Annotated in this window: 22 protein-coding genes and 2 pseudogenes; 13 read left to right on the top strand and 11 right to left on the bottom strand. The window is 69.6% G+C overall.

Features of this window, described 5'->3' with window-relative positions; genetic code table 11:
* The first annotated feature begins 293 nt into the window (after positions 1–293).
* Positions 294–1,718 carry a rifampin monooxygenase gene (gene rox / locus ACIBG4_RS37710; protein WP_397206897.1) on the top strand — a complete coding sequence of 475 codons (1,425 nt, stop codon included), beginning with the start codon at positions 294–296 and terminating at the stop codon, positions 1,716–1,718.
* 323 nt (positions 1,719–2,041) lie between these two features.
* Here rox and ACIBG4_RS37705 read toward each other — a convergent pair whose 3' ends face one another.
* Complete coding sequence (locus tag ACIBG4_RS37705) at positions 2,042–2,260, bottom strand: hypothetical protein (protein WP_397206756.1); 219 nt, start codon at positions 2,258–2,260, stop codon at positions 2,042–2,044.
* A 27-nt stretch (positions 2,261–2,287) separates the two neighbouring features.
* Here ACIBG4_RS37705 and ACIBG4_RS37700 point away from each other — a divergent pair, with 27 nt between their 5' ends.
* Positions 2,288–2,608, top strand: coding sequence for a DoxX family protein (locus ACIBG4_RS37700; protein ID WP_397206754.1), 321 nt, complete (start codon positions 2,288–2,290; stop codon positions 2,606–2,608).
* A 249-nt stretch (positions 2,609–2,857) separates the two neighbouring features.
* Positions 2,858–3,112, top strand: coding sequence for a hypothetical protein (locus tag ACIBG4_RS37695; protein ID WP_397206752.1), 255 nt, complete (start codon positions 2,858–2,860; stop codon positions 3,110–3,112).
* A 368-nt stretch (positions 3,113–3,480) separates the two neighbouring features.
* Here the strand turns inward: ACIBG4_RS37695 and ACIBG4_RS37690 are convergent, their stop codons facing one another.
* Together ACIBG4_RS37690 and ACIBG4_RS37685 are read right to left on the bottom strand one after the other, a co-directional pair.
* Complete coding sequence (locus ACIBG4_RS37690) at positions 3,481–4,728, bottom strand: sensor histidine kinase (RefSeq protein WP_397206750.1); 1,248 nt, start codon at positions 4,726–4,728, stop codon at positions 3,481–3,483.
* Positions 4,725–5,381, bottom strand: coding sequence for a response regulator transcription factor (locus tag ACIBG4_RS37685; RefSeq protein WP_397206748.1), 657 nt, complete (start codon positions 5,379–5,381; stop codon positions 4,725–4,727). Before ACIBG4_RS37685 ends, ACIBG4_RS37690 begins: the two co-directional genes overlap by 4 nt.
* 118 nt (positions 5,382–5,499) lie before the next feature.
* Between ACIBG4_RS37685 and ACIBG4_RS37680 the strand changes: the two genes are divergently transcribed.
* The 4 genes from ACIBG4_RS37680 to ACIBG4_RS37665 all read left to right on the top strand — a co-directional run bounded on the left by ACIBG4_RS37680 (position 5,500) and on the right by ACIBG4_RS37665 (position 10,447).
* Positions 5,500–6,597 (top strand): serine hydrolase domain-containing protein, encoded by a 1,098-nt coding sequence (locus ACIBG4_RS37680; RefSeq protein ID WP_397206746.1) that lies wholly within the window; start codon positions 5,500–5,502, stop codon positions 6,595–6,597.
* 24 nt (positions 6,598–6,621) lie between these two features.
* The gene (locus tag ACIBG4_RS37675) at positions 6,622–7,881 is read left to right on the top strand and encodes a serine hydrolase domain-containing protein (RefSeq protein ID WP_397206744.1); all 1,260 of its coding nucleotides are present in this window, start codon (positions 6,622–6,624) and stop codon (positions 7,879–7,881) included.
* Positions 7,882–8,368: 487 nt separating this feature from the next.
* Entirely contained in the window at positions 8,369–8,752 is a 384-nt protein-coding gene (locus ACIBG4_RS37670) for a hypothetical protein (RefSeq protein WP_397206742.1), read from the top strand.
* A gap of 480 nt (positions 8,753–9,232) precedes the next feature.
* Positions 9,233–10,447, top strand: a complete 1,215-nt coding sequence (locus tag ACIBG4_RS37665) for an amidohydrolase family protein (protein WP_397206740.1) — start codon at positions 9,233–9,235, stop codon at positions 10,445–10,447.
* A 233-nt stretch (positions 10,448–10,680) separates the two neighbouring features.
* Here the strand turns inward: ACIBG4_RS37665 and ACIBG4_RS37660 are convergent, their stop codons facing one another.
* The 3 genes from ACIBG4_RS37660 to ACIBG4_RS37650 all read right to left on the bottom strand — a co-directional run bounded on the left by ACIBG4_RS37660 (position 10,681) and on the right by ACIBG4_RS37650 (position 13,374).
* On the bottom strand, positions 10,681–11,865 hold the full coding sequence (locus ACIBG4_RS37660) for an FAD-dependent oxidoreductase (protein ID WP_397206738.1): 1,185 nt from the start codon (positions 11,863–11,865) through the stop codon (positions 10,681–10,683).
* Positions 11,866–12,170: 305 nt separating this feature from the next.
* Complete coding sequence (gene infA, locus ACIBG4_RS37655; protein WP_310714548.1) at positions 12,171–12,395, bottom strand: translation initiation factor IF-1; 225 nt, start codon at positions 12,393–12,395, stop codon at positions 12,171–12,173.
* Positions 12,396–12,603: 208 nt separating this feature from the next.
* Positions 12,604–13,374 (bottom strand): GNAT family N-acetyltransferase, encoded by a 771-nt coding sequence (locus ACIBG4_RS37650; RefSeq protein WP_397206736.1) that lies wholly within the window; start codon positions 13,372–13,374, stop codon positions 12,604–12,606.
* A gap of 746 nt (positions 13,375–14,120) precedes the next feature.
* Here ACIBG4_RS37650 and ACIBG4_RS37645 point away from each other — a divergent pair.
* Genes ACIBG4_RS37645 through ACIBG4_RS37635 form a run of 3 tightly spaced genes read left to right on the top strand, consistent with a single transcriptional unit; the run spans position 14,121 to position 16,428 of the window.
* Entirely contained in the window at positions 14,121–14,360 is a 240-nt protein-coding gene (locus ACIBG4_RS37645; RefSeq protein WP_397206734.1) for a hypothetical protein, read from the top strand.
* Entirely contained in the window at positions 14,357–14,707 is a 351-nt protein-coding gene (locus tag ACIBG4_RS37640) for a metalloregulator ArsR/SmtB family transcription factor (protein ID WP_310714544.1), read from the top strand. Before ACIBG4_RS37645 ends, ACIBG4_RS37640 begins: the two co-directional genes overlap by 4 nt.
* Positions 14,704–16,428: a SulP family inorganic anion transporter gene (locus ACIBG4_RS37635; RefSeq protein ID WP_397206732.1), complete on the top strand. Its 1,725-nt coding sequence runs from the start codon at positions 14,704–14,706 to the stop codon at positions 16,426–16,428. Before ACIBG4_RS37640 ends, ACIBG4_RS37635 begins: the two co-directional genes overlap by 4 nt.
* Positions 16,429–16,743: 315 nt before the next feature.
* On the opposite strand, the gene ACIBG4_RS37630 is transcribed toward ACIBG4_RS37635, so the two are convergent.
* From ACIBG4_RS37630 to ACIBG4_RS37620, 3 genes are read right to left on the bottom strand one after another with little or no spacing between them, the layout of a single operon-like run.
* Positions 16,744–17,304, bottom strand: coding sequence for a hypothetical protein (locus tag ACIBG4_RS37630; RefSeq protein ID WP_397206730.1), 561 nt, complete (start codon positions 17,302–17,304; stop codon positions 16,744–16,746).
* A 2-nt stretch (positions 17,305–17,306) separates the two neighbouring features.
* Entirely contained in the window at positions 17,307–19,106 is a 1,800-nt protein-coding gene (locus ACIBG4_RS37625) for a DEAD/DEAH box helicase (protein WP_397206728.1), read from the bottom strand.
* 4 nt (positions 19,107–19,110) lie between these two features.
* The gene (locus ACIBG4_RS37620; protein WP_397206726.1) at positions 19,111–20,688 is read right to left on the bottom strand and encodes an MFS transporter; all 1,578 of its coding nucleotides are present in this window, start codon (positions 20,686–20,688) and stop codon (positions 19,111–19,113) included.
* Positions 20,689–21,462: 774 nt separating this feature from the next.
* Here ACIBG4_RS37620 and ACIBG4_RS37615 point away from each other — a divergent pair.
* Positions 21,463–21,648 (top strand): annotated as a pseudogene (locus tag ACIBG4_RS37615) (family 1 glycosylhydrolase); the annotation flags it as partial.
* A 47-nt stretch (positions 21,649–21,695) separates the two neighbouring features.
* On the opposite strand, the gene ACIBG4_RS37610 reads toward ACIBG4_RS37615, so the two are convergent.
* The gene (locus tag ACIBG4_RS37610; protein ID WP_397206724.1) at positions 21,696–22,151 is read right to left on the bottom strand and encodes a MarR family winged helix-turn-helix transcriptional regulator; all 456 of its coding nucleotides are present in this window, start codon (positions 22,149–22,151) and stop codon (positions 21,696–21,698) included.
* 95 nt (positions 22,152–22,246) lie between these two features.
* Between ACIBG4_RS37610 and ACIBG4_RS37605 the strand changes: the two genes are divergently transcribed.
* On the top strand, positions 22,247–22,792 hold the full coding sequence (locus ACIBG4_RS37605) for a YceI family protein (RefSeq protein WP_397206722.1): 546 nt from the start codon (positions 22,247–22,249) through the stop codon (positions 22,790–22,792).
* Positions 22,793–22,803: 11 nt separating this feature from the next.
* A complete protein-coding gene (locus ACIBG4_RS37600) occupies positions 22,804–24,012 on the top strand; it encodes an SGNH/GDSL hydrolase family protein (RefSeq protein ID WP_397206720.1) in 1,209 nt (402 codons plus the stop codon).
* A 166-nt stretch (positions 24,013–24,178) separates the two neighbouring features.
* Here ACIBG4_RS37600 and ACIBG4_RS37595 read toward each other — a convergent pair.
* A pseudogene (locus ACIBG4_RS37595) lies at positions 24,179–24,769 on the bottom strand (NADPH-dependent FMN reductase).
* Between the last annotated feature and the right edge of the window lie 30 nt (positions 24,770–24,799).

The raw sequence follows: 24,799 nt of genomic DNA, 5'->3' as shown, positions 1-24,799 counted from the left end.
CGGCGTGATGCTCGGGCTTGTAGCTTCCAGTTGACCGTGACACCGCCAGAGGAGGTGAGACCCATGAACGCTGTAGCGATGTGGGTGCTCCCCCTTCCTGTCACGGCCGGGCGATTGACGTAGGTGTCGCCGGGAGCGCCTCGCCAACAAGGCACTCCCGAGAGGCAACACCTATGCATTCTCCGCAGGTCACCGCCGAGCCGTCGCCGAACGATTCGGTCGAGCGCGACCTCGCCGTGGGCGACGTCCCCGGAGTTCTCCGGTCGCCGGCCTCCGGCGCCGATCGCACCCCCATGTTCGACGTGATCATCGCCGGGTGCGGGCCGACCGGCGCGATGCTGGCCGCCGAACTGCGGCTGCACGATGTTCGGGTACTCGTTCTGGAGAAGGAAACCGAGCCCAAGTCGTTCGTCCGCATAGTCGGCCTGCACATTCGCAGTCTCGAGCTGATGGCCATGCGCGGACTGCTGGATCGCATGCTCGAACACGGAAGACAGCGGCCGGCCGGCGGTTTCTTCGCCGCCATCGCCAAACCGGCGCCGAAGGGCCTGGATTCCGCGCACGCCTATCTGCTGGGCATCCCGCAGCCGGTCATCGAGCGCCTGCTCGAAGAGCATGCGATCGCACTGGGCGCGCAGGTCCGGCGCGGCTGCGCGGTCGCCGGTTTCGAGCAGGACGACGAAGGTGTGACCGTCGAGCTGGCCGACGGTGAGCAGCTGCGTTCGCGCTACCTCGTCGGCTGTGACGGCGGGCGCAGTACGGTGCGCAAACTGCTCGGCGTCGGCTTCCCCGGCGAGCCCTCACGGACCGAGACGCTGATGGGCGAGATGGAAGTGGGCGTACCGCAGGAGGAGATCGCCGCCAAGGTGAGCGCGATCCGCGAGACCCATCAGCCGTTCTGGCTCCGGCCCTTCGGCGAAGGAATCTACAGCGTCGTGGTCCCCGCCGCGGGAGTCAGCGACCGCGCGGAACCGCCCACCCTCGAGGATTTCCAACAACAGTTGCGCGCCATCGCCGGAACCGATTTCGGTGTGCACTCCCCGCGCTGGTTGTCCCGCTTCGGGGATGCCACCCGGCTGGCCGAACGTTATCGGGTCGGGCGGGTGCTGCTGGCCGGCGATGCGGCACACATCCATCCGCCCACCGGCGGACAGGGCCTCAACCTGGGCGTGCAGGACGCGGTCAACCTCGGCTGGAAACTGGCCGCACAGATCCGCGGCTGGGCGCCGGAAACACTGCTGGACACCTACCAGGCCGAACGCCGTCCGGTCGCCGAGGACGTGCTGGACAACACCCGCGCCCAGATGGAACTGCTGTCCACCGAACCGGGCCCGCGGGCCGTGCGCAGGCTGCTCACCGAGCTGATGGACTTCGACGAGGTGAACCGCCATCTGATCGAGAAGATCACCGCGATCGGCATCCGCTACGACTTCGGCGAAGGCCCCGACCTGCTCGGCCGCCGCCTGCGCGACATCGACGTGAAACAGGGCCGGCTCTACGGTCTGCTGCATCGCGGCCGCGGCCTGCTGCTGGACCGCACCGAACGCCTGACCGTCGGCGGCTGGTCAGACCGGGTCGATCACCTCGCGGATCCCACTGCGCCGCTGGATGTTCCGTGCGTCCTGCTACGCCCCGACGGCCACGTCGCCTGGGTCGGCGACGATCAGCAGGACCTGGACGACCACCTGTCCCGCTGGTTCGGCAAGCCCGCCGGCTGATGGAGCGTGAGCAACCGAGAAGGCCCGTGAGGAGGGCCGGAACGACCGGTAGCGACTGACCATCGCAAGGCTGGAGACAGCATCGGGCTGGATCGGCGCAGGCGGCCGTGCGTTCGTCCAACGGTCCGTTCGACGAACGCACGCCGAGCAGGCGTCGGCGATGCCGCCGTGTCGGGTTCGGGCGGCGGTGGCGGGTATGGTGCCATCCCTCGGTGGCAAGCGTCCACCGGGTCCTGGCCGCCGACCGTGAAGGTGCGGCAGCGACCTGAGCACAGCGCAGCGGTCGTCGCCGGGTCAGGTTTGCGCATGCCGCGGCCGCATGCTCACTTCGTGTCTCCATCAGGGCCGGAGGGAGGGCGGGTGAGGCGGACCATGGCGCGGTACAGCGCGGTGGGTGCGGGGGCCGGCTCCAAGGGCGGCAGGTCGGCGCCGGGGCTGGCGTAGGCGCGCAGCATCTGGCCGACCAGGCGGCGCCAGGTGTCGGGGGCGGCGTCTTGGCTGGCGGCGATGACGCCGGCGTTGGCCATCAGCAGAATGACCATGTCCTGGTCGGTGAAATCCTCGCGCAGGTGGCCGGTGGCTTTGGCTCGCGCGATGAGGTCGAGGAAGCTGTGGTAGGCCTCCCAACCGCGACCGGCATCGCCCCGATCCTGACCACGTTGGCCGCGACCGGCCTGGCCGTGGTGATGGTCCTGGCCGCGCTCACCCGCGTCCGTCGTAAGGAAAGCGCCGCGATCGCCTTCAACGCGGTCCTGTTCCTGCTGGCCGCGTTCGTCGCCTGGGGCCGCTCCCAAGCAGAGCCCGGAAGGAGCCGCCGGCGCTGCGCTGGAGTCGGCCCGGTTCTGTCGTTGACCCATGCGCAGGCCCTTGAGCGGCAACCTCGCCAGTAGCGTTAGCGAGCCGTCGGGGCTGGGGGTTACCGGTGCAAGTGCGGAACCGGTAGAGCAGCAGCGGGAGGTAAGCGGCCGCGGTGGCCTTGGTGGTGGCCTGCCGCTCGGTCTCTCGGTTGATGTGGCGTGGGTCGCGAGGGGCCCGTTGTGGATCAGTTTCGCTGCGAGGACCCGATGCTCAGGGCGCCGCCACAACCGCCGAGGACAAACCCCGCTGACCAGCCCTAACGCCTTCTGGAGAAGAACGTCGTGCCGCTGCTTCAGATCCCGCTCGGCGGCCAGCGCGCCCTGGCCCCGGCCAGGGCCCTCCACCAGCTCGCCCACGAAGGCATTCTCTGTTCAACCGGGGAGGAGCTGACCGACAAGGAGCGGAAGGACTCGCTGCCCGATGCCCGCAACTACCTGGAGTCGCCATCACCGCCGGACTCCGTGAGGGTCTGGTGGACGACGCCGGCGGAGACTTTGACTCCGGCGGCGATGGTACGGATGGATTCGCAGCGTTGACGCCGGGCGAGGATGGCGGCGCGTTCGTCGTCGTCGACCACAGGACGGCGGCCGCCGACCCGGCCGCGTTTGCGGGCGGCTTCCAGGCCGTTCTTGGTCTTGCGCGTGATGTCGCGGCGGCGGTCTTCGGCAGAGCGAGGGCCAGGTCGAGGATGAGGGAGCGTTTGGTGTGCTCGCTGACGGCTCGCCTGGACATGCGCGGGCTGACGTTCATCTAACGGTCGTCAGATGAACACTCGGGGACCCCTTCGATCACGGGAAACGCCGCCGGGCGGACTCCGAGGCCCCCTCCGCCCGGGCCTGCGCCGCCTTGATCCACCCGATTCCCAACACGCTCGGAACCGGTGACCCGTAGGCGTCGGATGCGTTCATCCAGCGGGACGGCTCCTCGGTGGTGCCGCAGGCATCACGGACGCCGGCTGTGTGGTGACCGCAGCGGGTCGTCGTGCCGGCCGCTCTGCGGCCCGTGAGTGATGCGGGAGCTCGATGGTGATGTCGAGGCCGCCGCCTGGGCGGTCTGTGAGCGCGATGTGTCCATGGTGGGCATGGGTGATCGCGCGCACGATGGACAGTCCCAGGCCGAGGCTCGGGCCGTCGGTGCGGACGCGGGTGCCCTGCCCGTGCACGAACGGTTCCAGCAGCGTCTGAGCTTCCTCGGGCGCGATCTCGCGGCCGGTGTTGCAGATCCGCAGCACGGCGCGTGGGCCCGCTGTGTGCGTCTCGACGACGAGGTGCCCGTCGGCGTGGTTGTAGCGGAGCGCGTTGTCGACCAGGTTGCCGATCATGCGTTCCAGCAGGACGGGCTCGCCGGTGACCAGCGCGGGCCGCAGCCTTGCGTGTACGGCTATGCCGGCGGCTGCCGCTTGCTCCTCGGCCGTGCCCAGGGCGGCTGTCGTGATGGCGGCCAGGTCGGCCGCCTCCAGCGGGCCGGCTCCAGCCTGGCTGCGTGCCAGCAGCAGCAGCCCGTTCAGGACGCGTTGCATGTGGGTGACGGCGTCGCGCACGTCGCCGGCCATCGCGAGCAGCTCGTTGCGACTGGGGTTTCCGTCCAGGGTGACGTCGATCGCAGTGCGGGCGGTGGTCAGCGGGGTGCGCAGCTCGTGGGCGGCGTTGGCGGTGAACAGCCGCTGGCTGTCCAGGATGCGGTCGCGCTCGGCGACGCCGCGCTGGATGCGGTCCAGCATGTCGTTGACCGTGCCCGCCAGCGCCGACAGCTCGTCGGCCGGGGTGGTGACCGGGACCCGCTCGGTGAGGTTCTCGGCCGACAGACGGCGGGCGGCGTCGGAGATGACGCGGATCGGCCGCAGCACCCGGCCGGCCACCAGCCAGGCCAGTAGGGCGGCCAGGACGGTCACCATGATGAGCGCCAGACCGGCCTGGGGCAGCAGCGCGGACAGGGTATCGGCCTGTACCCGGTCGGCCAGCTCGCGCAGGTCCTGCGGCTGCGGCACCAGCTGCAGGGTGCCCTGCGCGTCGGGGCCGGGTGGGTTCAGGTGGGTGACGAGCGCCGGGCGCCGTTTCATCAGCAGGTAGGTCAGGCCGGTCAGCGCGGCGCCCGCGGCTAGGACGAGGGCGGTCTGCAGGACGGCGAGCCGGGCGCGGGCGGTCAGTCTCATGGGCTGATCCGGTAGCCGGCGCCGATGACGGTCTCGATCAGTGGCGGGTCGCCGAGTTTGCGGCGCAGTGTGCCGACGGTGATACGGACCGCGTTGGTGAACGGGTCGGCGTGCTCGTCCCACACCCGTTCCAGCAGCGTCTCCGCGCTGACGACGTCGCCGCCGGCGGCCAGGAGTTGCTGCAGCACGCCGAACTCCTTGGGCGTCAGCCGCAGCAGTCGCCCGTCCCGCTCGGCGCTGCGCCGGGCCGGGTCCAGCACCACGCCGCTCACGCGCAGCACCGGCGGGCGGGCCGGCGCGCTGCGCCGTACCAGGGCGTGCACGCGGGCGACCAGTTCGGAGAACGCGAACGGCTTGCCCAGGTAGTCGTCGGCGCCCAGCATCAGCCCACCGACCCGGTCCTCCACCGCGTCGGACGCGGTCAGCATCAGCACCCGCGACACGCCCCGCTGGACGAGCCGGCGGCAGACCTGGTCGCCGTGCACCTCCGGCAGGTCCCGGTCCAGCACGACCACCTCGTACGGGGTGAGCTCGCACTTGTCCAGCGCGCTACGGCCATCCAGGGCGACGTCGACGGTGAAGCCGTGCTTGCGCAGCCCGGCCTCGATGTAGCCGGCGAGGGGCTGCTCGTCTTCGACCAGGAGCACACGCATCCGGGCAGTATCGCAACGTCCACATATGGACCACATATGGTTCGCCGATCGCCCGCCGATAGGCGACGGCCGGTAGATGTGATCACCTCGAAATCCCCATAGAAAGGATCATGACGAGATGAGCCGTGCGCGAGCGGCCGGCATGACCGGATTGGCATCGGCCATGCTGGCGTTGAGTCTCCACACATCCGCCACCGCCGCCGTCGAGGTCAAGCCGGGAGACGTCCAGCAGGCGATGAAGGACCTGGCGAAGACGGACGGCGTGGTGGGGGCCATCGGCGAGCTGTACGTCGACGGCCGGCGCAAGGGGCAGGGGAGCGCGGGGACGCGCCTGCTCGGCGGCAAGGGTGGGCACATTCCTGCGGCTTCCCGTTACCGGGTGGGGTCCCAGACCAAGCTGATGACGGCCACGGTGGTCCTGCAACTGGTCAAGGAGGGCAAGCTCGGCCTGGGGGACACGCTGGCCGTCGTTCTGCCGCAGGTGGCGCAGCAGGATCTGGTCGAGCGGGCCGGCGAGATCACCGTCCAGCAGCTGCTCCGCCACAGCGCCGGCATCCCTGACTTCTTCGCTTCGGGGAAGTTCGACGACGCCTTCGACTTCACGACCTACTACTCCCCGATCGACCTGGTGAAGGCATCCCGCGAGGTCCCCCGTACCGGGGAGCCGGGCGCGGGGTTCGCCTACTCCAACACCAACTACGTTCTCCTCGGCCTGATCGTCGAGAAGGTAACCGGCCGCAGCCTGTCCGCCGAGCTGGAGCGGCGTCTCTTCGTACCTCTGGGGATGAAGCACACCTATGTGACCACCAGGCCTCCTCAGGGGGTCAAGGGCCCGCACGGGCACGGCTACTACCCCGACGCCAAGGGCAGGCCGCGCGACGTCGACCGGCAGAACGCGAGCCTCGGCGGCGCGGCCGGAGGAGTGGTCTCCACCTCCGGCGATCTCAGTGCCTTCTACCGCGCGCTCAACCAGGGCCGGCTGCTGCCGGCGGACCTGCAGAAGGCGGCGGGACAGCCGCGGCCCGATCTGTGTGGCGGGACGGTCGCGGCGGCCGCGGGCAGCGGCCCCGGCTTCCTGGCCGTGACCTACACCTCCGCCGACGGCCGGACCCAGTTCGTGGTATCCACCACGCTGAAGATCGACAATCAACAGGCCATGCCCGTCAATGACGCCATGAACAAGGCCGCCGCAACCGTGCTCTGCCCAAGCCGATGACCGGAGGCGTCCATCCACCGCGACGTGCGTCCACGAGCCTCCGGACCCCGCGAATCGCTCAACGGCATCGACGTGGCGCCCGGTAGCCGGGGCCTCGGCGGCAACAGCGTGATGCAGCATCCTGTCGATGCACTCTTGAAAAGGAATATCTCCATGGATGTCAGCCGTAGGACCTTTGCCAGCGGCGCGCTGCTGATGGCGCTTGCCGCCAGCGGAGGGCCGGTCGCGCAGGCGGCGGCCGCTGCTCTCTCACGAGAGGATTGGCGTGCCTTTCATGCCTACCTGAAGGACCTGGCCGCTGCCGGGAAGTTCTCGGGAGCGGTCCTGATCGCCAAGAACGGCCGGCCGGTACTGAACAACGCCTACGGCATGGCCGACAAGACAGCAAACGAGGTCAACACGCCGCAGACGCGGTTCTGCATCGGCTCCATGGGAAAAATGATCACCGGCGTCGCCGTCGCCCAGCTCGTCCAGAGAGGCAAGGTCTCCTTCAAGGACACGATCGGCACGTACGTCAAGGGGTTCCCGGACGAGATCGCCGACTCGGTGACCGTTCATCACCTCCTCACCCACACCTCGGGCCTGGGCGAGATTCCGGGAAACGACCATGCGCAGACCGATGTCGATGTCCTGATGAAGGAGATCGTCAAACAGCCGCTGACGTCCGAGCCCGGTACGAAGATGCAGTACAGCAACGCCGGCTACGTCGTCCTGGGCGCGATCATCGAGCAGGTGAGCAAGAAGGACTACGCCGACTACGTCCGCAAGCACATCCTGACGCCCGCGCGGATGCACGACACCTTCCTCGGCCCCTGGACGCCCGCCAAGGTCAGGCGCATGGCTCATCCCTACGCACTGTTCGACGCGAGCGGCCGGTGGGTCGGCATGCCGACGATGGACGGCACCACACCGCAGGGCGAGCTACGTGACCTCGGCGACCAGCCCGACGGGGCGTCGCCCGCCGGTGGCGCCATCTCCACCACGGGCGACATGCTCAACTTCGCCCAGGCCCTGCAGGGACACCGGCTGCTCAACGCCAAGCTCACCCGGACCGTCATGGAGGGCAAGGTGCAAGGCCTGAACAAGGACAGCAAGTACGCCTACGGCTTTAGCGACGAGCTGCGCAACGGCGTGCGCGTGGTCGGCCACAACGGCGGCATCCCCGGCTACTGGAGTGAATTGGACATGCTTCCCACCAAGGGCTACACCATCGTCATCCTCACCAACCAGGACCTCGCCCTCTTCGAGCCACTCAGGAAGGCCAGAACCCTGATAACGGGTTAGCGCCGCCTCCAGGCGGTTGAGTCTTTCCGATCGACAAATTGTCGGCTATTCGCAGCAGGGCGGCCTGGCAAGCGGATCGAACACACACGGAGGTGCCCTCACTCCACCGATCCCGGGACAAATCCGCAGGTCCCGGTGTGCGGAGTTGTCGCAAACCGTGGCCTTCACGGGGGTCGTGGGTATCGGTTGCGGGGACGGACGATGGCAGGTGAGCACTGCGAGTGAACAACACGCACAGGCCAGGCCGGACAGCGGGTGCTGCGGGGACGTGGCCGGGCGCGCCCTGGCCATGAGCCGGTATGAGGTGCTGGCGCCGCACCTGCACGAGGGGGGTGCCGCTGGCGCGGTTGGCGGCCACCCATGGTGAAGACGGACCCTGCTACCGAACCTTGCAGCGGTGGCTGGCCGGCACCGGCGTTCTGGCCTGGATGGCCTGGCTCGCGCCAGTCGCAGGGACAAGGGTCTACGCCGGTTCCCGGAGGAGCTGATGGCGTTCGTCGAGGGGCTCGCCTTGTGCAAGCTCCGCCCCAGCGTGGCCACGATCCATCGGCAGGCCGAGAGCGTCGCCAAGGCGCGCGGCTGGCCGGTTCCGGGCTATTGGACCGTGCACGGCATCGTCGCCGACCTTGACCCTGCGTTGGTCACCCTCGGCGCGGACGGCACCAAGAAGTACCGGGAGTCCTTCGAGCTGGTGTACCGGCGTGAGGCCACCAAGCCGAACGAGATCTGGCAGGCCGACCACACCGAGCTGGACATCTGGGTGGTCGACGAGCGGGGCAGGGCCGCCCGGCCGTGGCTGACCGCCATCGAGGACGACCACTCCCGCGCCATCGCCGGATACGCCGTCAACCTGGAAGCGCCTCTGCTCTGACGACCGCGCTGGCCTTCCGGCACGCGATCTGGCGCAAACCCGAGCCGGACTGGCACGTGTGCGGCATCCCGTCGGTATTCCACCTTGATCACGGATCCGACTTCACCTCCGCCCACCTGGAACAGGTGATGGCGGACCTCAGGGTGAACTTGGTCTTCACCTTGAAGGGCCGGCCACACGGCCACGGGAAAATCGAGCGGCTGATCGGCACGATCCACCAGATGTGCCTTAGATGTGCCTGGCACACCAGCCCGGCTACGCGCCCCGCGGCACCTCCGACCGGGCGGGCCAGGCCAAGCTGACCCGCCCGGCAGCAGCGGCCGCGCGCGTCTTGCCGGCCCACGATCCATGGTCGATTCGATGGCAGATAGTTAGAGGCAGTACTATCTTGTGTCGAAGCATCCGTGAGTCACTGCGGCCGGCGCCAGCACCGACGCCTCATGCCGCGAAGTGCCAGAAGCAACGTGAACGGGAGCAACCATGCACACCCTCATCCGCGACGTCCGTGTCTTCGACGGCGAGCGCACCGTCCCTCGCACGGACGTCCTGATCGCCGGCGACCTGATCGCGGAGCCGGACGGGCGTCCCGTGGACGTGGAGATCGACGGGTCCGGCAGGACGCTGATGCCGGGCCTGATCGACGCGCACACCCACGTCTCGGACGGAATGCTCGCGAAGGCCCTGACCTTCGGGGTGACCACGGAGCTGGACATGTTCTGCCTTCCGGGCAACCTGGCCCGCCAGCGCCGCCTGGCCGCCGAGCGTGACGACGTGGCCGACCTGCGCAGCGCCGGAGTGCTGGCCACCGCACCGAGCGGCCACCCCAGCCAGATCATGGCCGCCGAGAGCGAGGCACTGGCATGGCTGGGCGACGCGGTCGGCCCGTTCGACACCATCGGCGACGCCGGTCGGGCCAAGGAGTTCGTGGAGGCACGGCTGGCCGAGGGCATCGACTACCTGAAGATCGTGATCGACGACGGCTGCACCGCCGGACTGGATCTGCCGGTCCTGAGCCCCGGCGTCGTGGCCGCCCTGGTGGAAGCCGGCCACGCCGCCGGGCTGCGGACGATCGCGCACGTCGCCACGGCGCGCGACACCGTGCTCGCGCTGGACGCGGGCATCGACGGGCTGGCGCACGTCTTCCACCACAGCGAGCCGGGCGACCCGCCCGTGGAGGACCTTGCCGCCCGCATCGCGGCCCACGGAGTATTCGTGATCACCACGCTCACCTACATCGAGACGATCGCGCAGGACCCGGCGGGGGCAGAGCTGGTGCGCGACGAGCGGATCGCCGCCCGGTTGTCCGAGCGGGACAGGGCTGCCATCGACCGGGACCACTCGGCGGTGCCCGTTCATCCGGACGGCGTCGCCCACGCCCGGCGCGTCACCGCCGCGCTGCACGAGGCCGGGGTGGCGTTGCTGGCCGGCACGGACGCGAACTTCTTCGCCCCGGTGCACGGAGCCGCCATGCACCGTGAGCTGCTCATGCTCACGCAGGCGGGCCCGAGTCCCGAGGCTGCTCTGGCTGCCGCCACGAGCGGACCCGCCCGGGCGTTCGGGCTGGCCGACCGCGGCCGGGTCGCGCCCGGACTCCGGGCCGATCTGCTGCTGGTGGACGGCGACCCGACCCGCGACATCACCGCCACCCGCGCCATCGCCGAGGTGTGGCGGCGCGGCGTCCGCCGGTTCGGCTGACACCCCGGGCCTGGGGAAGGTCAGGCCCAGGACTCCAGCAGGCCGCGCAGGATCCGGTCCGGCGCGGCGGCGTCCTGCGGCCCCAGGGCCGCGCCGAGATCGGCCAGGTTCGCCGCGTGCTCGGTGAGCGTCTTGTCGATCGCGGGCGGGGATCCGCCGAAGGAATCGCGAGGTGCCGGGCTGTCCGTGAAGCCGTGGCTAGCTGGTGGCGCTGGTGCTCTCGCGCTGGGCGGTCAGGATGACTGTACTTCGTCGAAGAGGGCGAGGGCTTCGGTGGGGTCCGGGCTCACGAGGCGTTCCAGACCAGCCATCGTGAACTTCGCCCACCTGCCGGCCCGTGCCCACATCTGTTCCTCGAAAGCGCGGACGGACTCGTCCAGCTCGTCAGGGCCGGTGGCGGCGGCGACGGACTCGGCGAGTTCGGCGCCTTCCAGCATCGCGAGGTTCGCGCCCACTCCCAACGGGGGCATCAGGTGGGCGGCGTCGCCCAGGAGCGTCACCCCGGGGACGTGGGCCCAGGTGTGGGACACGGGCAAGACGTAGAGGGGGCGGTGGACGAAAGCGGTGCCGTGGCGGAGGAGGTCGAGGACGGGAGCGGCCCAGCCGTCGAACAGAGCGAGCAGGCTTGATCGCACGGCCTCGACGTCGGCCAGGTCCACGCCTGCGTCCAGGCCTGCGTCCAGACCCGCGCGCCGGTTCAGGCCCAGATGACGGTCCAGGTCCGTGTGCCAGTCCAGCGGCGCGCGGAACTGGGCGTACACCTTGACATGGCCGCCACTGTTGCGCTGGGCGACGATGGAGCGGTTCACGCCGTACACAGCCATGGAACCGTCGCCGATCAGCCGGGCGAGGTCGGGGTGGCGGGTGTCGACGTCCTCCAGGGAGGTCTCGACCGCGGTGACGCCGGTGTAGTGCGGCGTCGCGGACGAGACCGCCGGGCGGACCCGGGACCAGGCGCCGTCCGCGCCGACCACGAGGTCGTACGTCTCCTGTCGCCCGTCCGCGAAACGGACCAGCACGCCGTCCCGGGTCCCCGGCTCCACCTCCGTCACGCCCCGCCCCCACTGAACGTCCAGAGGGCCGAGCAGCAGGTCACGGAGTTGCCCCCGGTCGATCTCGGGGTTGGCCCGGTCATCCGGACGGGGTCGCCAGTCGCGGAGGACGGTCCCGTCCGTGTCCAGGATGCGCATGGCCTGCCCCTCGGGACGGGACAGCGCCTCGAACTCCGCCAGCAGCCCCGCCTTGCTCAGCGCCGACTGACCCAGCCCTTCGTGCATGTCCAGCGTGCCGCCCGGGGGACGGGCATCGGGGGCGGGATCGCGTTCGAGGACGGTGACGGGGTGATCGTGGCGGTGCAGGACGCGGGCGAAGGTAAGGCCGGCGGGGCCGCCTCCAACTACGGCGATACGGTGTCTCATGTTGAGACACTGTATTTTAGTGAGACGATGTATCGCAACAGGACGATGCATCCGTGACGGTGTGGGGCCGGCCGGAGCCGCCGGCTCGGCCCGCGGCTGTACGGATACATCCACGGGCCGCTTCCCGGCGCCGGCCAAGGCCGAGACTGCGGGCCGGCGCGCCAGACGCGCGCTCATGCCGCTGTCGCATCAGGCCGGTGACATGCCTACCCGGCGGAGATGCCGGACGAAGAACAGAGCCGAGTCGTCGACTCCGATCCAGGTCGGAGGGTTTCTTCTACCGATTCCGCGCGTCACGCCCGCCGCTACGTCCTGTATCGGAAGAGGATCCGGCCGCGGGTGAGGTCGTACGGGCTGAGTTCGACGAGCACCCGGTCGTACGGCAAGATCTTGATGTGGTTCTTCCGTATCTTCCCGCTGATGTGCGCTAACACCTTGTGTCCGTTCTGCAGCTCCACCTTGAAGTTGGCGTTGCGCAGGCACTCGACCACGGTGCCCTCGACTTCGATGCCGCCTGCTGTTCTTGCCATATTTTCGCCCTTCTCCGGTCGGTGATGGTGATGTCGGTGAGGAAACGAATGCCGTTGACGCGACCGTGATCGAGGCGCCTCGGCAGACGCGGTTGCCGCGAGGGCGGCCGCGACCGGCCACCCCGCACGGCTACGGGAACCGATGCTCGCTCATCAGTGCCACGCGTGCTGCCGATCCGGTCCCCTCGCGAGGTGATGCGGTGGGGGATCAGCGGAGCACCAACTCCAGGTTGCTGCCCGTACGCCGGGCGCCGACGCCCTCGAACAGGGCCATGGCCGCCGCGTTGGATTCGTTCACCTCGGCTGATGCTGTTTCGATCCCGGAGCGGTGCAGCGAGCCGAGCACCTGGGCGAGCAGCGCCCGAGCGATACCGCGGCGGTGGTGGTCGGACCGGACTGCGATCAGCCCGATCCGCGGCTGCCGGGTCACCGGCGCCAACCGGACCAGTCCCACGTAATCATCGGACTGTGCTGCCGCCGCGTACTTCGACGGGTCCAGCAGGGTGACGCCGTCCGGGCGGGGCAACACCTCGGCCGGCATCTCCTGCCATCCGACGGTGGCCTCGACCTCGTCGCGGATCGCCTGGTCCAACGTGCGCAGAGGGCCCTCCTCCGCCTCGCCGACCGCCACCATCGTCACGCCCGGCGGCGGTAGCACCGAGTCGAGTCCCGTGACGCGCGGGTCGGTGGGCACGAGGTACTCCCACTCACGGCGTCGGGTCGTGAAGCCGGCTCGCTCCCAATGGGAGGTCACGTCGAGGTCGGCCTCGTCGACCAGTGTGTACAGCGGACCGGACAGGTCCGCCAGCATGGCGTCGGCGAGCCGGTCGAAGGCCGCGCAGTGCCATGCGTCGATGCTGACGAAGATCCGCCCGTCGGGCCTGTGCGAAGCGTCGCCGCGGCCGACCACCCGGTCGTCCGCCACAGCGTGCCATTGCTTCTCCGCGACCCGCGTGATGGCTACGGCATGCTCGCCCATGCCGGAAGTGAAATGCACAGAGTCCATAGGTGTTGCCTTTCGGGATTGCCTGGTCGAGGCGCTCCCGGCGACACCTACGTCAATCGCCCGACCGTGACGACGAGGGGAGCACCCACATCGATACAGCGTTCATGGGTCTCACCTCCTTATGTGATGTCACGGTGCGCGGAACGCTAGCAACCCGAACGTCGTCCGGTCCAACCATTTTCCGCCGGCCAACGCGGCGGGCCGCCAATGAGCTCATCAGCCGCAGGTCGCGCGGCCACCCCAAGGCCCAGGCGCCCGCGCGTCGCGCGTCGTTGATCCGGGTGACAGATGGACCTGTTCGCGATGGTCCTGCGCATCACCGAAAGCTGGCTGGACGCACCCCAGCCCTGGCCGCCACTACCGGAACCGACCCCCGCTCCGCCCGTCGGCTTGCCGAGCACCGCGCCGCCCTCCTGGAAGCAGTGCGCCGCATCCCCGCCCCCGCACTGCTGATCAGCCGGACGACACGGACGTCAAGCCAAGAGCGGACCGGTCCGCTGCCTCACCCGGCCGTACATCGCCTACCGCGGCAGCGACGAGGGCCGGGCGCCCGTCCGGCGCGGCTGGGGAGTCGTCGCGTTGACCGGTGTTTCGACGGCTGCCGTGGGTGAGTTGAGCACGGCCCCGCCTACAACCATGCGCTATCGTAATTGCGAACAATCGTAATTGCTCAACAGGCGCGGGTACGTTGTCCGGCGCCGAGGGAAGCGGGGGATGACGTGAGCACGGGACTTGCCGCCGCAGTCCGGGAGCGGGCGCGGCTGGCCGGACAGGCGCTGCGGGCCGCCCGTCAGGGCGGGGACGCCCACGCGGTCCTGGTGGCCGAGGGCGAATGGGAGGACGTGCGGCGGCTGGCCGAGGCGCACGCGGTGAGCCTCGACAGTGTCGAGGAGGCGCTCGACGCCGCCGCGCCGGTCGAGGCTGGCGGCACAGGGCCGGCGGGGGGCGACGCGACGTGACATCGGTCCCGCTGTACGAGGCCAAGGCGGAGCTGTTCCGGCTGCTGGGCCATCCGGTTCGCATCCGGGTCCTGGAACTGCTGCAGGACGGCCCGCGACCGGTCCGGGAGTTGCTGGCCGCCATCGATGTGGAGCCGACCGGGCTCTCACAGCACCTGGCGGTGCTGCGACGTTCGGGCCTGGTCACCGCCCAGCGCGACGGCACCACCGTGGTCTACGCGCTGGCCGGCGGCAGGGTGGCCGGACTGCTGCGCGCGGCCCGCGAACTGCTGGCCGAGAAGCTGTCGGGGCAGCACGAGCTGCTCAGCGAGCTGTTGGAGGACAGCACCGGAAGCGGCGCCTCGTGAACCTGCCGACCTCTGCGGGCTGGGCGGCCCGCCTGCGCGCGCTGCTGCCCGCCCGCGCCGACCTGGCCGCGCTCGGCCGCCACCCGCGACGGGACCTGCTGGCCGGGCTGACGGTGGCGATCGTGGCGTTGCCGCTGGCGCTCGGGTTCGGCATCTCCTCCGGGCTCGGCGCCGAGGCGGGGCTGGCCACCGCGGTGGTGGCCGGCGCGGTCGCCGCCTTCTTCGGCGGATCGGCCCTGCAGGTCTCCGGCCCGACCGGAGCGATGACCGTGGTCCTGGTGCCGATCATGCACGAGCACGGCGCCTCCGGTGTGCTCACGGTCGGAGTGCTGGCCGGACTGCTGCTGATCGCGCTGGCCCTGGCCCGTGCCGGCCGTTACATGGCACTGGTTCCGGCTCCGGTGGTGGAGGGCTTCACCCTCGGCATCGCCTGCGTGATCGGCCTGCAGCAGATCCCGGCCGCGCTCGGCGTACCGGCCGCGGACGCCGACAAGGTCACGGTCGTGGCGTGGCTGGCCGTACGCGACTTCGCCGCCCATCCGTCCTGGTGGCCGCCGGCGATCGCCGTCGGGGTGGCCGCGTTCATGCTGGCGGGTGCCCGCCGGCGGCCCACCATGCCGTTCTCCCTGATCGCGGTCGCCGCCGCCACCGCCGCGGCCGAGCTGACCGGGCTGGACGTCGCCCGGATCGGGCAGCTGCCCGCCGGCCTGCCGGCTCCCTCGCTGTCCTTCCTGGAGGTGAACACGCTGCCTTCGCTGATCGCCCCCGCCGTGGCGGTCGCCGCCCTGGCCGGCCTGGAGTCGCTGCTGTCGGCCACGGTCGCCGACGGCATGAGCGTGAGCCACCGCCACGACCCCGACCGCGAGCTGCTCGGCCAGGGCCTCGCCAACCTCGCCGCGCCGCTGTTCGGCGGTGTCCCGGCCACGGGGGCGATCGCCCGCACCGCGGTCAACGTCCGCGCCGGCGCCCGATCCCGCCTGGCCGCCGTGGCGCACGCGGCCATCCTGTGCCTGATCGTGTACACCGCCTCCGGGCTGGTCGCCAAGATCCCCCTGGCCGCTCTGGCAGGTGTGTTGCTGGCCACCGCCGTCCGCATGATCGAGGCCGGCTCGGTCAAGGCGATGCTCGGCTCCACCCGCGGTGACGCGTTCGTCCTCGTCCTCACCGCACTGGCCACGCTGGCCCTCGATCTGGTCCAGGCCGTCATCCTCGGCCTGCTCGTGGCCGGTGTGCTGGCGCTACGCGCCATCGCCCGTCAGGTACGCCTGGAGGCCATGCCGCTGCGCCCCGACCTGCCCGGCGACCACACCGACGAGGAACACGCGCTGCTGGCCGAGCACATCGTCGCCTACCGCCTGGACGGGCCCCTGTTCTTCGCCGCCGCCCACCGCTTCCTGCTCCAGCTGTCCGAGGTCGCCGACGTCTCGGTGGTCATCCTGCGCATGTCCCGTGTCACCACCATCGATGCCAGTGGCGCCCTCGTGCTGGCCGACGCCATCGATCGGCTCCAGCGCCGTGGCATCACCGTCTACGTCTCCGGCATCCGCGACGGCCACCATCAGCCCCTGCGCGCCCTGGGCGTGATCACCCGCCTGGACCAGGCCGGGCAGGTCTTCGCCAGCACCCCGCACGCCATCGCCGCCGCGCGCGACCACCTGCAGCACACCGGCGTCCTGGCCGTCCCGCCCTCCGACACCATGCCCGGAATGCCGGCCCGGTGAGCGAGAAGCCCCTTCTGGTCTCGCCGGCTACGACGACACCGCCCCGGCACCGACCGGTGGCCGGATCAGCGGGTGTCCGCGCGCGTGGCGGTCAGAGCACGCGAGCGCCTTGGGGTCGAGTTGTGACGAACGCAGACCAGTTGGAAAGCATGGCCGCGTACACAGGCACAGCAACCGACTGGACGAAGCCTTCGGGACCAACGGTCAGAACATCAATCGGGGGCGGAGCGGGGGAGCGGCGCCGTCACGCCCGGAGGATACGGGGGTGTGTGCCCCCCGGCTGGACACGTACTGCTCCTTCGCAGGCCGGCCGGATCACTCGGCCACCGTGAAGTAGGCGGCCGGATCAAGGGAGTTGAGCGCGATCCAGCGCTGCGCCGTCGCTTCGGCGGGCGCCTGGCCGCCGCCCGCCGAAGCGCGGAAGAAGCCCTGTACGTCGAGAGCGATGCGGGGATCGTCGTCGATGCGCCGCGCCATGTCGTAGTAGAGGGCCAGCTCATGGACGCACCGCGGGGTGGCGGCCGGGCAGGAGCAGTCGACGCTTTCGAGGACCGGCGCGGGCGGATGGCCCGCGTCGGCGATCGCGAGGTACAGATCGTCGGTGAGCAGGGGCTGGATGCCGCTCAGGTGACGGGAGATCTCGGCTGTCGCCCCCGCGGACATCGGCGCGACCTCGATCGTGACCACCGTGGTGCCGCGACCTCGGTGCACGGCGGCGCGCACGGTCCGGCCGTCGAACGTGGTCTGCACCTTCCCGTCGCGCACCATGCGCCGCGCACCCGGCAGCTGGGGATCGGGACGGGTCTGGCGCAACGACTCGGCGAACCGGACCCAGTCCTTGCCCCACTTCGTGTAACCGTAGTCGTGGTCGGCCATGGTCAGTTGGCTCGCTTCCGGCGCAGGACCTCGATGAGACTGTCGTCGTCCAGGCGTGTCAGCTCGGCGACGCTGGACATGTCGGCGATGTCCGACAGCGCGGACTTGCGGTTGTGCATGGCCGCGATGTGCTCCTCGACGGTGGTCCCGGTGGTCAGGGTGGTGACGGTGACCGTGCGGGTCTGACCGATCCGGTGGACCCGGTCGGACGCCTGGGCCTCCACGGCCGGGTTCCACCACCGGTCGAAGTGGATGACGTCGGCCGCGCGCGTGAGCGTGAGCCCGGTGCCCCCGGCCTTCAGGCTGAGGACGAGCACCTTCGGACCGTCGTCGGACTGGAAGCGGTGGACGATGTCGGCCCGTTGCTCCTGGTTCAGGCCGCCGTGGAAGAATGGCGTACTCACCCCGAACTGTTCGGCGAAATGCCGGACCAGCAGCTCACCGGTCTGCCGGTACTGGGTGAAGACGAGGGTCGGAGAGCCGTTCTCCAGGTTGTTGGCCACGATGTCGGTGCACAGGTCGAGCTTTCCCGACCTGCCCGACAGCTCACCGAGGTCGTCCGTGATCAGGCTCGGATGGTTGCAGACCTTCTTGAGCGAGGTCAGGGCCGCGAGCACCTTGGTCTGCCGCTGGGCGCCACTGCCGAAGCCGTCGTCGATGACCTGCTCCAGCAGCCGGTCGTACAGCCTTTCCTGCTCCTCGGTGAGGTCGCAGATGAGATCGGCATGGATCTTGGGTGGGAGCGACCCCGCGACCTGGGACTTCTTCCGCATCAGCACGACGGGCTCGATGGCCCCGCGCAGGCGGGCGGAAGCGGCCGGGGAGCCGTGCGCGATCGGCCGCACGAAGCGATGGCGGAACTGCGTCCGGTTCCCGAACAGATGCGGTGCGACGAGATTGAGCAGGGCCCACAGCTCGTCGAGGTGATTCTCGACGGGCGTCCCGGTCAGGGCGATCCGCGCGTCGGCCGCGATGGCGCGCGCGGCCTTCGACACCTGCGTACGGGGATTCTTCAGGACCTGCGCCTCGTCGAAGACCGCGGTGCTCCACTGGATCCCCGCCAGGTCCGGGCTGTGCGTGCGTAGCGTGGGGTAGCCGGTGAGCGCCACCGTGCCCCTGTCCACCGCGGGCAGCGGCCCGCCGCGCCAGATCGTGGTGCGCAGGTCGGGTGCGAACCGCGCGATCTCGTGTGCCCAGTTCCCCACCAACGACGTGGGACAGACCACCAGTTGCGGCCCCTTCTCGGCCCGTCCGGCGACACAGCCGATGGTCTGCAGGGTCTTGCCGAGTCCCATCTCGTCGGCCAGCACCGCGCCGCTGTGCGTCTCGATGGTCTCGCGCAGCCAGCTCACCCCGCGTGCCTGATACGGGCGCAGCTTGGCGGTGAGCGTCGCGCGCATCTCGGCCCCCACCGAGGTGGTGCGGCGGAAGACGTCGCTCGCGTGCTCCGGCGTCGTGACGGCGACACCGGTGGCGTCGGGGACCGCGTGCGCGGCGATCGGCAGAGCCGACTCGCCGCCCGCGATCCACGAACGCCAGACGTCCACCGACCGGCCGGGGGAGTCAAGGGGCACGGCCGCGAGCCCGTCCGGCTCGATCAGCACGCAGTCGACGTCGGACACCTTGAGCCCGCCGAGGTCCGGCGTCGGGACGACCAGGGGGACGGTCTCGACGTCACCGACCGGCGGGGCCGCTCCCACGGCGCCGTCGGCCCAGGTCCACAGGGCGAACATGTGCCGGTCGGGCAGGTACGTGGCCTGACTGTACGATCGCGTCTCGGAGAGTTTCTGCCTGGTTCCCATGGCGTCAGCGGGCTCCCACGTTGTCGCCCTCGCGGGCGGTCAGGTCCTCGGCCCCGGCCCGGGGGGCCGTCTCGTCCGCGGTCGGGCCGCCGTCCCGCACGGGCTCCGGCGCGCCCCCGGCGGTCGCGGGCTTGCGGACCGAGCGCAGGGCGAGCAGCAGCACGGCCGCGCCGAAGAGCGCGATGAACATGATCCACATCGCGCCGACATGCATGGCGTGGACGTACGCGTCGTCGGCGGCGTGCCCGAGCGCGGGCAGGTGGGACGTGGTGGCGATGTGCCGCGCCTGTTCGGCGGAGACCCGCGCCTGCTCCCGAAGCGGTCCGGGGACACCGTCCAGCGACGGCTCGATCGCGCTTCGGTACACGATCGACATGATCGTGCCGCCGACGGCGATACCGATCACACTGCCGGTCTGGCGCACGGTGTTGGTGACGGCCGCCCCGGCACCGGCCCGCTCCAGCGGCAGCGTGCTGATCAGCGCCGCGGTCACCGGGCCGAGCACCATGCCGATGGACAGACCTTGGACCAGCAGCACGACCCCGATCCAGACGAGGGGCGTGCCCAGTCCGAAGAGCCCGTACGCGCCCATGGTCAGCGCCGCGACGATCAGCGCCGGCACGGCGACGAGCCGCAGCGACCAGCGGTGCACCAGGCGGGCGCCGACGGGCGCGCCGAAGATCGCGCCGAGCGCGGTCGGGAGGCTGGCCAGACCCGCCTCGATCGGCGAGTAGCCGCGCGCGCCCTGCAGGTAGAACGCGTTGTAGAAGGTGACCGCGGACACGGCGAACAGGAGCAGGCCGAGCGCCACGTTGCCGCCGCCGAACGCGCGCTGGGCAAGCAGCCGGGGATCGAAGCTCGGCATCCTGCTTCGCAGTTCGACGCGGACGAACACGGCCAGCAGGATCAGCCCGCCGACGATCGGCGCCCAGACGTCCGTACGGCCCCAGGCCGCCACCTGACCCGCGCGGATCAGTCCGTAGGCGAGCGCCGCGAGACCGGTGATGGACAGCAGCATCCCGGCCGGGTCCAGCAGTCGCACGACGGGGCTGCGAAAGTTCGGGACCAGCAGGGCGATGCCGATCAGCGCGAGGACCACGACAGGGACGTTGACCAGGAAGACCGAGCCCCACCAGAAGTGGTCGAGCAGCACACCGGCGAGCACCGGGCCCACGGCCATGCCGACACCGGCGGAGGTCGAGGAGATGGCGATCGCGGTCGACCGCGCCGGGCCGGTGAACGTCCATATGAGGATGGCCAGGTTGGCCGGCATGATCAGCGCGCTGCCGACGCCCATCGCCGCCCGCGCGGCGATGAGCTGCCCCGCGTCGCCCGCGTACGCCGCCCACACCGAGGACGCGGCGAAGACCACCAGGCCCGTCGCGAGCACGACCCGGTGGCCGAAGCGGTCGCCCAGCGCACCCGCGGTGAACATCAAGGTGGCGAAGGCCAGCGTGTACGAGCCGGTGGCCCACTGCAGCTCGGCCGGGCTGGCGTTCAGCCCACGGACCGGGTCCGCGAGGGTCTCCAGGGTGGTACTCAGGACGGTGTTGTCCAGCCAGATCAGCAGTGAACACAGCATAAGAACGGCAAGGATCAACTGCTGCCTGGACTTCGGCAACGTGGATGCAGGCATGAATACCTTTGGATTCGGTCTGGAAAACTGACGAGCAGACCGTAGGCGACTATCGGGCGTGTGTCAATTCTCAGACGGCCGGTAACGGCGGCGATTCTTCGGCGCCCCCGAGGGCATGCCGCCAGGTGCTCTGTCAATTCTTGAAGACGGGAGCGGACCAGCGGTTCAGTGCGCTGCCGTGGGCATGCCATCAAGCGCCCTGTCAAGTTCTGATCCTGTTGTTTGACTTCGCGTGAATTCTGTGTCCCGCCCCCCGGCGTTCTGCCTCTGCCCCGCGCCCTGTCCCGCCCCGCGTCCCGCGTCGTGGCCTGCATCGGGGAGCAGGAAGGGGTGGGCGCCATGCCGGTTCCACCACGTGCGGGCGGCCCTTTCGGCCTGCCGGTTCAGCAGGCCGAAAATTCTTCTCCGCGTATTTTTCTAATGGGAGGAGAATTCACCCCGGATCAGCGGAACAGAAGTCGCCGGGGTATGCATGGAGAGGCAGGGGACGACCCTGCATGGCCAATGGTGGAGCGAGAGCGAAAGTTACGTCTCGGACATTCTCTGGGTGTCCTCATTGGATTCGTACCGTGCGGTTCTGCACTGGCGCGGTCAGGTGATCTCAGGCGCCGAACTCAAGTGAACAGCAACCGAGCGCGACACCTTTCGTTATCTCAGCAACCGACTGGACGAAACCTTCGGGACCACCGGTCAGAACATCAATGGGTGGGGCGCGAATAGATCGCCCACACACCCGGCCGGGTCGCCGACGGAAGCACTGCAGACGTCGCCGACGACCACGACCGGCTGTTCGCCGACGACATCAGGCTGCCGGCCGAGCTCGGGTTGCGGACTTACCGGTTCTCCGTCGCCTGGCCACGGATCGTGCCTGACGGGTCCGGCCCGACCGATCCCGCCGGCCTCGACTTCTACCGCCAGACACCGCTGCGGTCGACCAGGGCCCGCCCTGCTGGCTATTCGGTGTCAGTCAGGTGCTTCAGGAGGGTCTGGCTGATGTCGCCGAGCTGGCGGATCTGCTCGGGCGACAGGAGATCAATGAGGTGGGTGCGGACGCTCTCCACATGGAGGGGGGCGGCGATCTCGAGCGCGGCCTTTCCTTCGTCGGTGAGGACGGCGAGCCAGCCACGCCGGTCGCCCGCGTAGTGCTCCCGGCGTACCCACCCGGCCTGTTCCAGCTTGTTGATCGCGTGGGAGATGCGGCTGGGCTTGGAGTTGGTCCAGTGGGCCAGTTCGCTCATGCGCATGGTTCGGTCGGGACTCTCCGACAGCAGGACCAGCAGTTCGTAGTAGGTGGGCGGCATGCCGGCCGCAGCCTGCAGGTCGCGCTCCAGCCGGTCGGTGAGCAGGCGCATCGCCAGCCCGAAAGCGCGCCAGGTGTGCTGCTCGTCGTCGGTGAGCCATCGCGTCATGCCAACCATCGTACGCAAAAGTTGCGCACTGAAATACCTTGATGTACTGTCCTGCTCAATATTCAAGCACTGAAATAAATCCAGAGGAGCACGACATGTTCCCCCACGAGCTGACCGGCACCTACACCATCGACCCGGCCCACAGCCGCTTCGGCTTCGTCGCTCGCCACGCAATGATCACCAAGGTGCGCGGCAGCTTGCCCCTCCTCAAGGCCACCGCCTACCTTGACGCCGCCAACCCCGCCGCCTCCACCGTCGACGTGAAGCTGGACGCCGCCGGCGTGAACACCGGCAACCCGCAGCGTGACGGCCACCTGCGCACCAGCGACTTCCTGGACGCCGAGACCCACCCGCACATCACCTTCACCAGCACCGGCGTCAAGCGCATCGACGACGCCGCCTTCGAGGTGACCGGCCAGTTGGCCATCCGCGGCATCACTCGCGAGATCACTGTTCCGCTCGAGTACACCGGCACCGCCATCGACGCCCAGGGCCTGACCCGGGCCGGCTTCGAGGGCAGCACCGTGATCAACCGCAAGGACTACGGAGTCAGCTTCAACGCCGTCCTGGAAACCGGCGGCGTGATGATCTCCGAGAAGATCACCCTCGAGTTCGACCTGTCCGCCGTCAAGAACGTCTGAACGGCCACGTCATGCCTACCCTGAAGATCATCGCCCCCGTCGCCCTGGCCCTCAGCGTCATCTCCGCGCCCGCCGCGGCCGCGCACACCTGGACGACGAGCTGGGGCGCGGCTGCTCAATGGCCCACCCCGAGCACCTCCTACTACGGCCCCCACTGGTCGGAGGAGGGCTTCGCCGACCAGACACTGCGGCAGATCATCCGCCTCAGCACCGGCGGCACCACCGTCCGGGTCAACCTCTCCAACGTCTATGGCAAGACCCCGCTGACGATCGACGCGGCCGCCGTCGCGAAGTCCCTGAAGGGCGCCGCCACCGGCGCAGCATCGCTCCTCACCTTCAACGGCCACCCCAGCATCGTCATCCCGCCGGGTCAGCAACAGCTCAGCGACCCGGTACGACTCCGCGTGCGAAACCTGGAAAAACTGGCCATCACCCTGCACTTCATCCAGCCCACCGGACCGGCCACCTTTCACCACTTCGCCCAGGCCACCTCCTACCTCGCCAAGGGCTACCACCTCATCGATCCCAACCCCGCGGCCTTCACCGGCACCAGCAATTCCTGGTACTACCTGACCGGTGTCCAAGTCAGCGGCGGCACCCCCACCACGAGTGTCGCCCTGTTCGGTGACTCCCTCACCGACGGCGTCGGCTCTACCATCGACGCCGACAACCGTTACCCCGACCAACTCGCCGAACGCCTCGCCGCCCGTCCCCGCCCGCTCGGGGTCATCAACGCGGGCATCGGCGGCAACCGCCTGCTCACCGACTCTCCCGAATACGGGCAGAACGGGCTGGCCCGCTTCCAGCGCGACGTCCTGGACCGGCCAGGCGTCCGTTCGGTCATCATCATGCAAGGCGTCAACGACCTGGCCGAATGGAACAAACCCCAGCAGGCCACCGCCGCCCAGCTCATCAGCGGCCATCGGCGTCTCATCCAATCCGCCCATGCCAAGGGACTGACCGTCATCGGCGCCACCATCATGCCGATGAAGGGCTCCGACCTGGCCTACAGCCAACCGGCCGAAGCCGTACGCGACCAGGTCAACCACTGGATCCGCACCAGCGGCGCCTACGACCACGTCGTCGACTTCGACCGCGTCGTCCGCGCACCCGCCGACTCCGACGCCGTCCGGGCCGAATACGATTCCGGCGACGGCATCCACCTCAACGACGCCGGCTACGACGCCATCGCCCGATCCATCAACCTCGACATCCTGTGACTGTCAGCGCGGGGGCGGGGCCCGATACTCGCTAGCGGGCGCCTGGACGTTGCACCTCTTCGAGATGGTGGTCGTGCCAGGGGAGCACCACGTCATTCGAGCCGGAGTGCTTGGCCGCGCTTCAGGCGGGCACCACTGTGCGTCATAGTCCACCTGGGCGCGGTTCCTATGCGGTCCTCGACGTGCCTTTCGCCTGCCACGTGTCACGCAGTGTCTTCAAGGCGCCGCCCCAGGCGAGGAGTTCGTCCAGCATGGTAGTGACCGCGTCGGCGTGATGGGCCGCAGGGGTGAGGACGTGGAAGTTCTCGAAGTCCGTGGCCAGGGACAGCGCGATCTGGGTGCGGACGTCCGCGACGTGCAGTTCACCCATGATCAGGCGCAGGTGCTCCACCGCTCGGACACCTCCCGCAGTGCCATAGCTGACGAAGGCGGCGGCTTTGTTGTTCCATTCGGCGTACAGGAAGTCGATGGCGTTCTTCAGCACGCCTGACGTCGAGTGGTTGTACTCGGGGGTGACGAACACGTACGCGTCGAAGGACGCGATCTTGTCGGCTCAGGCTCTGGTGTGCGCGTTCGCGTACTGGCCCATCGCCGGTGGCAGCGCCTCGTCCAGGTGCGGCAGGGGGAAGTCCTTGAGGTCGACGATTTCGACGGAGGCGTCGTCCCGTTCGGTCGCCAGGTCGTGAACCCAGCGGGCCACGGCCTCGCTGTTGCGTCCCGGGCGGGTGCTGCCGATGATGATGCCTACGTTGATCATGAAATGTCCTTACTGGTCCGACACGTGGGT

This window comes from Nonomuraea sp. NPDC050383 (assembly GCF_044459125.1).
Taxonomy (GTDB): domain Bacteria; phylum Actinomycetota; class Actinomycetes; order Streptosporangiales; family Streptosporangiaceae; genus Nonomuraea.
The sequence above is the reverse complement of the archived record's forward strand: the minus strand, read 5'-3'. Positions and strand labels throughout refer to the sequence as shown.